Origin of the sequence: Vibrio tapetis subsp. tapetis, assembly GCF_900233005.1 — a bacterium.
Classification (GTDB): domain Bacteria; phylum Pseudomonadota; class Gammaproteobacteria; order Enterobacterales; family Vibrionaceae; genus Vibrio; species Vibrio tapetis.
On record NZ_LT960612.1, the window covers coordinates 146,362 to 159,760 of the forward strand.

Sequence of the window (13,399 nt, forward strand, 5' to 3'; positions counted from 1 at the left end):
CACTTTCACTCAGTTTCCTTACGCAATTCTTGTTGCAACGTCCATAACCGTGCGTAGCATCCTTGTAGTTCCAGCAGCTCTTTATGACAGCCGGATTCTGTAATGCAGCCCTTTTCGAGTGTGATAATCCGATCACAATCGCGCACTGTAGACAAACGATGGGCAATAATAATCACTGTACGAAGACGAGAAATTTCCCGCATGTTCTCTTGAATAAGTGCTTGTGATTCGTCATCAAGCGCACTGGTTGCTTCATCAAAAATAAGGATTTTAGGATTGGACATAAGAGCACGAGCAATAGCAATTCGCTGCCTTTGCCCACCTGATAGTGATCCGCCAGCTTCTGCTAAAATCGTGTCATACCCGTGCGGTAACTGCAGAATAAAGTCATGTGCACCTGCTAGTTGGGCCGCTACCACAACCTCCTCCAATGAGGCTGTAGGATCTTTGATCGCAATGTTATTTCGAACACTGCGGTTAAACAGATAGTTTTCTTGCAAAACAACCCCTATCTGGCTTCGCAAGTAATCTGGAGACAAACTATGCAGTGGAATTCCATCAATTAAGATGTTACCTGCTTGAGGGGCATATAGCTTTTGCAACAGTCGTGTAAGTGTCGACTTGCCTGAACCTGACGGGCCGACAATACCTAGACTCTCACCCGCTTTAATATGCAAATTTACATCCCGTAATACAGGCTCTAAATTCGGCTGGTATTGAAATGAAACATTCTGCATCGTCAGCTCGCCAAGAAGTGCAAAAGTTGGTGTCTCGCAGCCTTGCTCCTGTTCCATTGGCAGATTTAGCATGTCTCCAAGTTTGTCTACAGCAACGCGAGTTTGTACGAACTGCTGCCAGAGCTCTACAAGTTTAGCGATAGGTTGGCAGACATGAGACGTCATCATATTAAATGCAATGAGCTGACCTATGGTCAGGTCGAGTGACATAACTAAATTAGCGCCCACCCAAATCACTACTACGCCAGTTACTTTCTGTAGCAGCGTAACCCCATGACTAATGGCGCTGTTTAAGGTCTGAGTTTGGAAACCAGCCTCGACCATTTCTTCCGTTTGTGTTTCCCAACGTCTTCGCATACGAGGCTCAACAGCCAGACTTTTGATCGTTTCAACGCCGCTAACGGTTTCATTGAGGAAAGACGTATTCATAGCCGAAGTTTGGAACTGTCGTTCTATACGCTCTTGCAATTGACCGGTACTTAGCCAAGCGAGCGCAAAGTAGAAAGGCAAACTGGTTAGCACTATTCCGGTCAAAAGCGGTGATAGCCACGCCATGACACCAAAGAAAACAAATGTAAAAACCACGTCGACACAGAGCGTTAGCATTGAACCTGTAAGAAAGTCACGTATGCTATCAAGTTCTTGCACTCGTGTGATGATCGCCCCAACCTGACGGTGCTTGAAATAAAGCAACGGTAAACCGAGCAAATGGCGAAACAACTTAATACCTAACCCGATATCTATACGGTTGGAGGTATGGGCAAATAAATACTCACGTAACCCTTTAAGTACGACTTCGAAGATACCCACGACAACAAGAATCATCACCAAAACATCTAATGTAGACAATGCGTTGTGCACCAAAACCTTATCCATCACCACCTGAAAAAACAAAGGTGTCGCAAGAGCCAATAATTGCAGCATCAGTGAAAACAGCAGGACTTCGACAATCAATTTACGATGGCGAACAAATTCAGGAATGAACCAAGAAACGTCAAACCGCAGAGCCGCTCCTTGCAAAATTAGAACAGTCCCGAGCCATAATGACTGAAGTTCTTCAATCTTTAGCAGTTCCGGAGTGTTAGACTCTGGTCGCTGGATAAGTGCTTGGCTAGACGACATCTTGGCCAACACTACATACAACCCCTTACTGTCTTTAAAAGCTAAAGGCAACATTTCTGGTGTTATGGTATCCAACGATGATTTTCTACTTACCAAATTTACGTTATTCGATTGTCCGAATTGCTTTATGGCTTTCTTAAAGGGCAAATGATCATCGAATTCTTCATTAGGTTTGTCGTTGGCGCCAGACAACTGTAATAGCAAGACGGCACACGCCACCGCCGACGACTTTTCTTCATATTTACTAGAGGACTTCTGATCGATTTCGATCTTCTTATTCATATCTGAATTCCGACTAATTAATAAAAACTAAACCGCCAATAAATAGGCGTTAAATTGACAACGTCGCAATAATATTTTGCTGCTAACATCCATTAGAATTGATTAACAGCTTATTATTCTATGAATATAAATTTAGATAGCGTATTTATTAAATCCTATCAACAGAAAGTTCAATAAAACTTCTCACTACTCCAACCTTTGAATCCAAACTGTTTGAGCCGAATCCTTTTGAGTCGGAATCAAACGCTACCATGCTATGAACTAGATTATTCGCACTACTAGAAACTGCTGATATATGAGGATTTAATATTATAGGCTCCGTACCACAATGTGGCCGTTCTCCACCTGATGAGGTATTAATTTTATCTGTATCAACTTTCCCCTTATTAGGTAAAGTTACCCCATATCCCGGAGAATTACCGCATGGATCTTGCCCGCCTGAAAAGTCCGAATCTTCAATATTTGTATTAAACTCTTTAAACATTGCGATTAACTTTTCTAATTCCTCTTTGCTTAAACCCCCATCATTACCACAACTAAGAGGCTCGTTGTCAATTGGATCATTATTAATTTTTTCAGATTCTTGATCATTAATTGAATTACCATTGCAGTCTAGCCCACTATCTTCAGTCGCTCTCCCATCTTCTAGCAATCTTTTTTTTCTCTCCAACTCAGCTATTGAATCCTTAGCATCATTGTCATCTTTTTCTTTTTCTTTTTCTTTTTCTTTCGAAGCGCTACCAGTTGAAGCTGTATTATCATCGCTATCATCGCCATCGCTCTTTTTATCAGTCTCATCCGTGTCCTTGGAAGCACTGCTGCTTTCATTAGATTTGCTAACATCTTTCTCAGGCCGACTTTCGTACACGACTACCGATGTTTTAGCAGTTGCACCAAAAGCTTCAACATATGTTCCTACCTCTACTTTATGTTCCACACCCAACTTTCCTTGTTTTGCACTGTATTCAACCGCAGCCCCAACTGAATAACCATCGATCGGTTCTATTCTGTAACCAACTGATGCATTACAATCACCATCAAAAGCCGCTGCGATGAACTTCCTCTTTGGTACGTCCATTTCCGCTCTGATCGTTCCCTTACACTCTACACCAAAAATCAACTTATCTGATGGTATTGGTGTAGTCGGTAGGTTTACCTTATATACCCCAGCACCTGAAACTATTGCACTAATTGACAATCTTCCACTTGAGCTGTAATTACTTGAAAATGAAGAAGTTAATGAAGATGACTTATTGTTGATGTACGTGTTCTGAAACAAACCATTTAGCCCAACCTTTTCTGCTCTAGAACTAAATATAGAATGATAATTTGTAGGAGAGGTAGTTGTTTGGCGACCTGTTGTATATGAGTATTTTTTCTGCGAAGGAGCTAGTTTTCCACCAGCATAGTCATGGATCATGGAAGAAGAAGGAGTCTCTACACCATAAAGGTATCCAATTCTAGATATTTGTTGATTTCTAGATGCTTCTATTCCTTGTAGCGACGTTGGCCCCCCGAAAAGTCTCGAGCTATCTTCAATCGAATACTTTCTTAGCTCCCCTCTAGACTGGAAATACAGTGATGATGGTCTATATAAATCGTTTATATTGACCCCCGAACTCTGACTATTTTTTACTTGACTAATAAAATCTGGTTCTATTAGATTGTTCTCTATTTGACTTCTTGTCCAACCGATTTCTGACAGTGAACATTGTGACAAAGAAAGTTCTCTATCGAATGACTCCAATAACCTATCGTTGTCATTATATATTTCGATATTCTCCTTACGAGAAACACCATCATCTGTAAATCTAGAAAATAGCGTGAGCTTAATTCCATCTCTTTCATAATCATAAGAAGTCAAGATAATATCATTTAGTTCTCCATAACTTCCAACTGAGGTATCTCGAATGCTCGTAACTTCTAATTTAATACTCTTATTTTTACTTGAATAATAGAAATCACTCGTAATTCCATTTTCAAGAGTTGACTCAATTCCAATGTTTTTATACTGTTCGACCACCTCATTATTTGCCGATAAATATCTGTCATTATTCCCAAAAGCTGCTCGATTTTGACCATATTCAGTTTGCGCATCATTTAACCAACGACTATAACTTGGTTTATATTTACTCATCAAAAGTGAATCTTTCGCTAGGCTTTCTCTCACATTTGAAATATCAGATGACGCTTCAGCTACTTGTTTATTCCCAATAAGGCCTATCACTTCAGATAATATCTCATCAAAATCACTTGTCTTTGACACCCTATATGCTGGTCCGTTATTCATAATATTCACCCATAAATAGAATTAAATGGCAAAGACTATCATTTATTTAGTCAAGAACTTCAATGCATATAATCCTGAACCCAAAAAATGACCCCTTCGGTATCACAAGGTGGAACTTTACAGGGTTTGCTTTACTTGAGGAAAGATCTGGTATATTAATGATTTATAATTAGAGGTATATATGAAAAGTCCGTTCTTGATCAAGATTATGTTAATATCTATGCTACCTATGTATACAAGTGTGGTTTTAGGTGCTCCCCTTTCAGTTACAGATAAAAATACTAAGAGTAAGCTTGAATCTTCCGCACAAGCTATCAATTCCCCTTTACTCAATGTAAATGCTTCTGAACTATACGAACTCGCTACCATGTATGAAAATGGAGATACTGTTGAGAACGATATAAATAAAGCTATTGAACTCTATACTCAATCGGCTCAGCAAGGCGAGGTAAATGCTCAAGCAAGGTTATCCTCGTTGTATTTTGAAGGTATACATGTTGAAGATGATTTCAATAAAGGTCTTTATTGGGCAGAAAAAGCAGCACAGCAAGAAAATGCCAAATCACAAGTCATGTTAGGCTACCTATATAGAACAGGAACTGGTGTTTCAAAAAACATAGAATTGGCATTAACTTGGACCAAACGTGCTGTGGCTAATGGCAGTACTGATGGCTTAGTGATGCTTGCATTCATGAATAGCGAAGGGATAGGTATGCCAGTCGATGACAAAACTGCATTTGACCTGTATCTAAAGGCGGCAAAGGCTGGTCATCCCATTGGTCAAGAAAACGTTGCAACCTCTTACGGCCATGGCACAGGCGTAAAACGCAATTATGAACAATCCGTCTATTGGCATAAAAAAGCAGCTGACGCCGGACAAGTCAACTCTATGGTGGCGTATGCAGCCTCTTCACTTTTTAGTCGTGGAATGACTAAAGATATTAATATTACTTTAGAATATTTTCATAAAGCAGCGGACAAGGATAATCCTGTCGCATTGTCGATTCTTGGTACTATGTATGGCTATGGCTGGGACGTAGAACAGGATTGTAAACTTGCCATCGAATATATTAGCAAAGCGGCCAATATGAATTATGAGCCTTCACTAAAGCTCCTTTCTGCTATATACAAAAATGGTTGGGGAGTCCCCATATCATTAGATAAATCAAAAGACCTCGAGAGAAAGCTGATAGCAATAGGAAGTGACATTTCAAGCAATGATATACAAAAAATCTCTTGTGAAAAATAGACAACACTTTTGATTGAACTCAAGGAACCATAGCAAAAATGGAATTAATATTGAATTTATCTATGAATAGACTTAATAAGAAAATTAAAAGTAACGCTAATATTAAAGAGAATAGTTCCTCATTCATTAACATTCATCGAACTATCAGGCTAACTTTCCGAACTCTGATCTCAATTGCCTTATTGTCATATCCAGTCATTGTGTACCCAATGGAACATAACAAAGAAATTGTTAACTCTGATTTTGTTAATTTAGGCAAAGAGTATGAAATATTATACCGACTAGCTAAAGATGGTGATGCTGTCATGCAATACTACCTAGCAGAAGCATACTACAAGAAAGGCTATAATGAATTAGCAATCGACTGGTATCATAAATCAGTGGAACAAGGTTATGCACCAGCTCAGTACCACCTGTCACGCAGATATCTTTATGGTAAAGGAGTAACTCAAGATAATGCCCATGCTATGCATTGGATGCAGCAATCAGCCAAACAAGAATATTTACCTGCGCAGTCAGAATTGGGGATCCTGTATGCACAAGGTGAAGCAGTCTCTCAGAACAATGAATTAGCAAAATATTGGACTAAAAAAGCGGCGGATAGAGGCTATGCTAACGCACAATTCAATCTCGCTATTATGTACCATATGGGAACCGTTGTTCCAAAAGATAGAGAAAAGGCGTTGTATTGGTTTGAAAAATCCGCAGCGCAAGGAGATGAAGGAGCTCAATTCCACCTGGGAACCTATTATGCAAATGGTATAACAGTCAAGCAAGATGGTAAAAAAGCCCTATATTGGTTTCGTCAAGCAGCAAATTCAGGCTACGCCTTCGCTCAGTTCAACCTTGGTTTGATATATTTCAATTTGGAAGAACATAGCAACGCGCTTTTGTGGCTTCTAGTATCTAAGCTAAATGGGTATGACGCTTCCAACGCGATAAAGATTGTCCACGAATATCTAACCACTGAGGCGATTAGAAATGCTGAGAACATGTCCAAGAAATGCGTTGAGTCCGATTATTTAATGTGCGATGAACTTTAGATAGAGGACGGATAAGGCATTGGGGCGGTCGACAACTAAGGTAGCATCTAGGCCCTCCTGATACGACAGTGCACCCATTACCCCAGAATTAAGGTTCTTTACAAAATCTGATGCGTTTCGCCGCCTCTTTAAGCCTATCTCTTAACCAACGGTGTGCACTTTCGTTAGTACGGCTAGGGTGCCATATCATACTTAAATCCGAGACAGGTAAATGAAATGGGACGGGCAACATTTTGACATTATACATCTGTTGGAACATGGCAACGCTTGATTCTGGCATGAGGCCGATAAGCTCTGAAGAATCAATCACTGGCAGCATTTCAAGCACACCTGCGGCGCGATAAACGATCTTACGTCGCTCTAACGAAGGGTAATCATCATTGTTAAGTAAACTTCCACGGGCGTGCCAACGTGACACCACGACATGGCCTTCAGTGAGAAATTCCTGCTCTGAAATAACACTCCCAATTCTAGGGTGATCGCTCGCGCACACCACTTTCAGGCTTTCTGTGTACAAGACTTCTTGTTTCAAGCTACTGCGAGCATTGGGCGGAATATTGATAATCAAATCATACCGCTGCAGCCTCAAATCAGACTCATAGTCTTCAGTAAATAGCGGGTGAACTTCTAAGGCAATATTAGGCGCAACTTTGGCGATGATGGCCATTAGCCGAGGTAACAACTCATAGCTGGCAACCGATACACACGCCACAGAGAAAACTCGATTGGAAACACGATGATCAAAATCACGAGAAGCCGATAAGGTTGAGGTGAAATTCTTTAATGAGGCAGACATCGCAGGATAGATATCACTTGAAAATGACGTCGGTTCGACACCAGATGCACTGCGATGAAACAGAGGCTCATCATAAATATCACGTAATCTTGCCAGCGCCTTACTCACCGCAGGTTGGCTGATTTGCAAACGTGTCGCGGCACGAGACAAACTGAGTTCTTCATAGATTGCCACAAAAATAGGAATTAAATTTAACTCAGTGTTTTTCATACCATCTCAGTTTCTCTAAAATATAACGACAAGTATAGTGGACTAAATCACTGTTTTCGAGGTGAATTTACGTAACGTGTTCAGCCTCACTTGCTTTTACCCTTCTTTATAAGTTCAAACATTTAAAGACAAACTTGCGGCTTTTGTTCGCCCTGTTTTTCATCTGAAACCAAATCCAAGTCACCACGTATCTGCTGGTTACCTCAGTTTGTAACTGTTGGCTATGTCTCTGCCATTGATCATGAGCTTGATAACCACTGAGCGCGAGCAAGCCTGTTTTGTTTCTCAACCTCTGATAAACCACAGCTCTCACTTGTGGCCAATGTTGCAATCGAAGTAGATTAAGCAAACAAGCCAATTCGGGTAATGGGCGATGTCGGTAATAACGAATCATCCAGCCAATTAAAATGATAGCGCCGCCTAACGCAGACAATGCCACAACAATCGCTTTTTGGTATTGCTGAACGAATGAAACGAATGTGTGCTTTATTTGAAAGCGATGCTCTGGCAACGTCAGTACTTGTTGGGTTTTCGTTTTGCTATTCCACCACACAAATTGCTGCTCAGGAAAAACCAACTCGCCTCCCTTTTGAACCACATAGGTTCGCTGTTCAACCCGCTTAGCATGATAGCTCCCGCGTGATTGTTGATCGCTCAATTGATTAGGCGCGGCGAAATTTTGGTAATACTCTGTGCTATCGGTGGAGATAGTCGAAGGTAAAAAAATGGACAACGTATCCGTTGCATCAATCATTACGGTTCGGGTGATTGAATCACCAACCTTTAATACGTCATCACTTTTTTGCCACGTTTGATGTATTCGCGCTTTGGTCGCACTAAACCAAGGTTTTGATGGGTCAGCCAATTCTGTTGGCGTAACAGCTTCAAACATGATTCGGGGAGTGACAAACTCTAACGCCAATTTCTGACGATTTTCATCTGCGACCGTCACAGATACTGTCGTAGGGGGAATTTCATACCGCCCAACTTGCTGCGCGAACAGGGTGATCTCCCAACGCTGCTTTGACCATGTCTGCCCCTTTTCTCGAGTCGTATAGTTGGTGGCTAATTGATTGCTTTGTTTAACTATCGCATTAGGAACATCAATATAGCTAATGCGTGTTCCTGCCGAAAACCAAGTCGGCGTGCTCACTTCAATATACAATTTGACCTGTTCGTTAACGTAAAATTTGGCGGCAAGATCCGGTTCTTCCTCATTGGCAAGCCAAGCAGATATAGACACTTGCTCTTTCACCGAACTGAGTTGTTTGGCATTTATTGCAGCTGAAAACGTAAAGACCAAAACCAAGCATATCGTCTGTATCACTAATAGAACGCGGTTGCGTTGGCTAATTGATGCCATGATCTCGCTCCTCACCTGCTCGGTTTTGCAATTGAATTTGAAACTTGGCCATTAAAAAATGCGTGGGATCGGCCTCGACTCGTTTTAGCCATTTGTCAGCAAGCGCTTTGCTTCCTAGGATTTCCTCGGCATTTAGCTTTTCTCTAAGCAGTACACTTGACACCACTTTCTCTTCATAGCCTTTAGAGGTCTGAGGGTTGTCACCCAGTTCCATCGACTCTTCTAATCCTTCCGTCGTATTGGCTTGGCTCTCGCTGGTTCGTTCTATCTGCTCAACTATATGGTCAATTACGGCTAAGTTTTGGTGCGCTTTGGTGCTTAAGGAGGGGGTTGGCTTGAGCTCCTCTAGTAAATAAATAAGCAAATCCTGAGCGGCTAAGTATTCTCGCTGGCGAGCCATTGCGCTCGCTGCGTTGTAAATTGCCAGTTCTTTGTCTTCACTTTGCATAAACGTCATATATGCCAATTCATATTCTGCCGCGTAGTAATATGCGATGCCCTTTCGCATCGGGTCTTGATAATGTTGAGCGGCAGCCAAATAGGCTTTGTTGTTGAACAGTCTTTGTCCTTGTTGATCCGGTGTTAACCATAGATCCATCCACCAGCTCGTTATTACTGAGAACCGCCCGACTTTTTCAGTAGTCAAAGCGTCTGTCTGGATTTTTTGGTTTTCTACTCGCAAATCGGAATGTTGAAATTGCACGCCTCCAAGATTGCTTTCTTGCGCTAAAACCGGGGGGCTAAACGTCAGATTCCCGAGCGCTAACCCAACCACCGCCCATTGTACTAACCACCCTTTTCTAAACCAAAATAGTAAGATAAAAGCGACAGGAAACAGTAAGTAATAGCCCATATCCTGCCAAGGCATGTCAGATTCTCCATTCAATTGCATATGAGTGTCGACCAGTTGAGTAATGCGTTCTACATCACGACCATCGATACTCATTTCGATTAAATTTCCGCCGGTTTTTGAGGCTAAGGAATGCAAGGATCTCATGTCTAATGGCGAATTTGATACACGCTCTCGGTTGCCGGCCGCCAAGATCAAAAGCTGAGTATCCGTTTGACTAAAATACTCTTGGTAATCCTGAATATCTTCCGGAGCAACTGCGTCGGTCACTAACAAAACGGTGTTCCCATGTTGCGATTTATCTGTACTGAAGGCGAGGCTAAGCTGGGGTAAAACGCTGTTGGCTTGCTTGCCCGGCTGAGGCATCACTTCTGGAGTAATCGCAGCCAAGTACGGTAAGAACACGGCTTTGTCTGTCGTTAATGGCATCGCGGTATGCGCACTTCCCGCATAAACGATCAACCCTGTTTTTCCACCTTTTCGTAAATCAACAAGGGATTGGATCTTGTGTTTAGCACGCGCTAATCGGTTAGGGGCAACGTCGGTTTCTAGCATAGATTTACTGGTATCTAATACGATCATCAACTCTGCCTTATCTTCTCCAAATGGCGAAGGAATGTGCTGCCACGTTGGCCCAGCGCACACCGTTATTCCCAAGAAAAAACTGACTGTTAGTACTTTCAAAGGCAATTGGGATTGCCAGCCTTGCTCAGTCAGCACCAAAGCTGTTCGTAAGTGCTCAGGAAGTAAATCGTGTCCGACTTTCTCTGTGTCTTTTTTCCATCGCAGCCTGACCAATACCGCTAGAGGGATCAACAAACCAAACCATTGCGGCCTTAAAAAGTGAAATTGCTTAACAATCAATTCCCACGTCGTGAAATCAAACATCTGCATTATCCTCACTGGTATTCGTTTGTTCTGCCAACCAATGTTGTGACAAAAGTGACACACTGAACGCTAATAAATAGAGCATAACCACCGTTAGCATTAAGTAATGATGAACTTCTTTACGTGGTTGATACGATGTGCTTTGATATAGCTTTGGTTCCAAAGTGTTGATGACTTGATAGGCGTTCAATAAGGCTTTGTTGTCTAGCGCTTGAAACGCCTGCCCACCCGATTGAGATGCAATCCTTTCTATTGTCTCCATGTCAATTGCGGATTCTCCAACGGTTTGCGGGTCCCCCATCGCCACCACATGAATACGCACATCGAATGCTGAGGCGACTTTTGCTGCATCAATCGGAGCCACAAAGCTGCCAGTATCGTTACCGTCAGTTAATACAATGACTACTTTTTCGTTAACCGCGTGCATGGGATCTTCAAGTGTTTTTAGCTGTTGCTGCGCACCCTCTTGTTGCTGAAAGACTTTGATCGCCAGCCCCATCGCATCTCCTAAAAATGTACTTTGCCCCGCCATAGCAACGTCTGTCTCATCAAGTAACGTCAACCAAGCTTGATGATCTGCAGTAAAAGGCGTTTGCACAAAAGCGGCATCTCCAAACAAGATTAACCCGAGCCGGTCCCCGTCACGGCTTAACGCAAACTCGCTCAACACCTCTTTAGCCGCTTGCAGCCTACTGATTTTTCTCCCGTCTTCGGTCTCAAAGTCTTGTTCCGCCATGGAGTCGGACAAATCTAAAATAACCATCACATCTCGCCCCATCAGGTCGCGAGTTTGCACTTCACCTAGTACGCTAGGTTTCGCCATTGCAGCAACGATAAGAACCCATGAAGCGACGAGTATTATCCTTTGCCACCACTTAGGTTTTAATTGATCGTTACGTTTGTTTTCGTTGGCTAATGCTCCCATTATTATGCTAAAAAACGGGACTTTCGCTGCGACATGACGAGTCTTATAAGTGGGAAATAACCAATAGACCAAGATCGGCGCTGGCAGAAGCCAAAACCACATTGGGTGAACCCATTCCAATTCAGACATCATTTAACTTACCTCTTACTTGGTGTACTTTTATCCAATGAACACCTTGGGTAATGATCTGTTCCAGTTCATGCTGCTCAAGCTTCTCATTCGGATTAATGAGAGAAGTCACCCAGCGCTGACCGAGATCGCTGTTGAACCGAAAACTTGTTGATTTAAGATCGTCCCGTCTATCGCCCTCTGGTAGCATCATGTGATCGAGCTGCCTTAAAAAGGCGGTTCCATGCAAGGGTGCGTGTTCTCGGTTTAAATAACACAAGACTCGCTTTAACACGCTGAAGGTGCGATAAGCCGCGTCATCCGTCTTTAAGTGCATAGACAATAGGGCTTGGGTCGCTTCAATACGATACCGATTCTGCCATTGTCTTTTTGCCAATTTGAACGCGAACCAACCCAACACAACGAGTGCTGTACAAGCCAATATTTTCCAGCCTAGGGTCTGCGGTATAAAGCTGACATCGAGCGCGACTTCGACGTCGTTTAATTCTCGTAAAAGGTAGGTGCTTGGAGGTCGGTGATCGATCATGTACGCCCTCCTACCTGCTGTTTAAATTGACGTAAATGCGCACCGGCTGTATCCAATTCGATCAGAGGCAATTGTTTCATCGCCATCAGTTTTTGTAATTGGGTGCGCTTGTTCTGACCTTCGTTAAACAAAACGTGATTCAGTGCCGTCACCAGCTTTTTGCCACCAATGTGCATTTGTTGTTCACCATCACCAATCACCCACGAATTGTTGTATAGATGTTCCGGTAATTGTTGTTCAAAAGGGTCACTAATCAGTACGCTCAATACATCATTTCTCTGTTGCAAATACTTCAACGCGTCCAAATCTTTCTCAGTGGCATCATGCCAATCACTGATCAAAATAAGCGTGCTTGTTTTCGGGTTCAGCCGTTTTAACATCTGTACAATGTGGCTAAAGTCGCTCAGGATCTGATCAGAAGAACAACGATTAAGTCGCTGATTCGCCGCTGAGATGTCACGAAATTTGGCCAATAAATTAGGTTGGGATCGACAAGGTGCTCCCATATAGACGCGGTGAGGTTCTGCAATAACAAATCCAATTCTGTCACCTTGCTTTATTGCTTGCCACGCACACAATGCCGCTATCTCGGCGGCAATAACGGATTTCATAATCGACTGGGATGAGAAGAACATGCCAGAACGCTGATCGACCAATATTAAAACCTCACGGTCTTTTTCTTCGGTGTAACTACGTACATATGGCTTGCCAAGCCTGATAGTGGTTTTCCAGTCTATATTTCGAATGTCGTCACCGGCTTGATAGTGCTTAAGCTCTTCGAAATTCAAACCTCGCCCTCGAAATAAAGAGCGATGTCGCCCTGTCATGTTTGCGTGAGCACTCGCATGAGGCAGTAAATTAAAGCCCTGAGCTTGCGATTGAATCGAAACCAGCTGCTTATAGCTACAATAGATTCTGCTGTCTAAGAGCGAATTTACAGGCTGTGCGCTACGTTGCTTAGTGAAGAAGCCTCCCATTGTTGAACCCCC

At 42.5% G+C, this 13,399-nt stretch carries 10 protein-coding genes; 2 read left to right on the forward strand and 8 right to left on the reverse strand.

Annotation, left to right across the window (positions count from 1 at the left end):
- Positions 1 to 5: 5 nt before the first annotated feature.
- On the reverse strand, positions 6 to 2,141 hold the full coding sequence (locus tag VTAP4600_RS17830; RefSeq protein WP_102524155.1) for a type I secretion system permease/ATPase: 2,136 nt from the start codon (positions 2,139 to 2,141) through the stop codon (positions 6 to 8).
- Positions 2,142 to 2,289: 148 nt separating this feature from the next.
- Positions 2,290 to 4,431: a hypothetical protein gene (locus VTAP4600_RS17835; RefSeq protein ID WP_102524156.1), complete on the reverse strand. Its 2,142-nt coding sequence runs from the start codon at positions 4,429 to 4,431 to the stop codon at positions 2,290 to 2,292.
- Between the two features lie 181 nt (positions 4,432 to 4,612).
- On the opposite strand from VTAP4600_RS17835, the gene VTAP4600_RS17840 reads away from it, so the two are divergent.
- Together VTAP4600_RS17840 and VTAP4600_RS17845 are read left to right on the forward strand one after the other, a co-directional pair.
- Positions 4,613 to 5,680 (forward strand): SEL1-like repeat protein, encoded by a 1,068-nt coding sequence (locus VTAP4600_RS17840; protein ID WP_102524157.1) that lies wholly within the window; start codon positions 4,613 to 4,615, stop codon positions 5,678 to 5,680.
- Positions 5,681 to 5,889: 209 nt separating this feature from the next.
- Positions 5,890 to 6,723 (forward strand): tetratricopeptide repeat protein, encoded by an 834-nt coding sequence (locus VTAP4600_RS17845; RefSeq protein WP_172443169.1) that lies wholly within the window; start codon positions 5,890 to 5,892, stop codon positions 6,721 to 6,723.
- 88 nt (positions 6,724 to 6,811) lie between these two features.
- Here the strand turns inward: VTAP4600_RS17845 and VTAP4600_RS17850 are convergent, their stop codons facing one another.
- The 6 genes from VTAP4600_RS17850 to VTAP4600_RS17875 all read right to left on the reverse strand — a co-directional run bounded on the left by VTAP4600_RS17850 (position 6,812) and on the right by VTAP4600_RS17875 (position 13,387).
- Positions 6,812 to 7,729 carry a LysR family transcriptional regulator gene (locus VTAP4600_RS17850; protein WP_102524159.1) on the reverse strand — a complete coding sequence of 306 codons (918 nt, stop codon included), beginning with the start codon at positions 7,727 to 7,729 and terminating at the stop codon, positions 6,812 to 6,814.
- 106 nt (positions 7,730 to 7,835) lie between these two features.
- Positions 7,836 to 9,092 (reverse strand): BatD family protein, encoded by a 1,257-nt coding sequence (locus VTAP4600_RS17855; protein WP_102524160.1) that lies wholly within the window; start codon positions 9,090 to 9,092, stop codon positions 7,836 to 7,838.
- A complete protein-coding gene (locus VTAP4600_RS17860) occupies positions 9,079 to 10,830 on the reverse strand; it encodes a vWA domain-containing protein (RefSeq protein WP_102524161.1) in 1,752 nt (583 codons plus the stop codon). The genes VTAP4600_RS17855 and VTAP4600_RS17860 overlap by 14 nt, the downstream gene beginning before the upstream one ends.
- Positions 10,823 to 11,887, reverse strand: a complete 1,065-nt coding sequence (locus VTAP4600_RS17865) for a vWA domain-containing protein (protein ID WP_102524162.1) — start codon at positions 11,885 to 11,887, stop codon at positions 10,823 to 10,825. The genes VTAP4600_RS17860 and VTAP4600_RS17865 overlap by 8 nt, the downstream gene beginning before the upstream one ends.
- A complete protein-coding gene (locus VTAP4600_RS17870; RefSeq protein WP_102524163.1) occupies positions 11,877 to 12,410 on the reverse strand; it encodes a DUF4381 domain-containing protein in 534 nt (177 codons plus the stop codon). Before VTAP4600_RS17870 ends, VTAP4600_RS17865 begins: the two co-directional genes overlap by 11 nt.
- Entirely contained in the window at positions 12,407 to 13,387 is a 981-nt protein-coding gene (locus tag VTAP4600_RS17875; RefSeq protein ID WP_102524164.1) for a DUF58 domain-containing protein, read from the reverse strand. Before VTAP4600_RS17875 ends, VTAP4600_RS17870 begins: the two co-directional genes overlap by 4 nt.
- Positions 13,388 to 13,399: the final 12 nt, after the last annotated feature.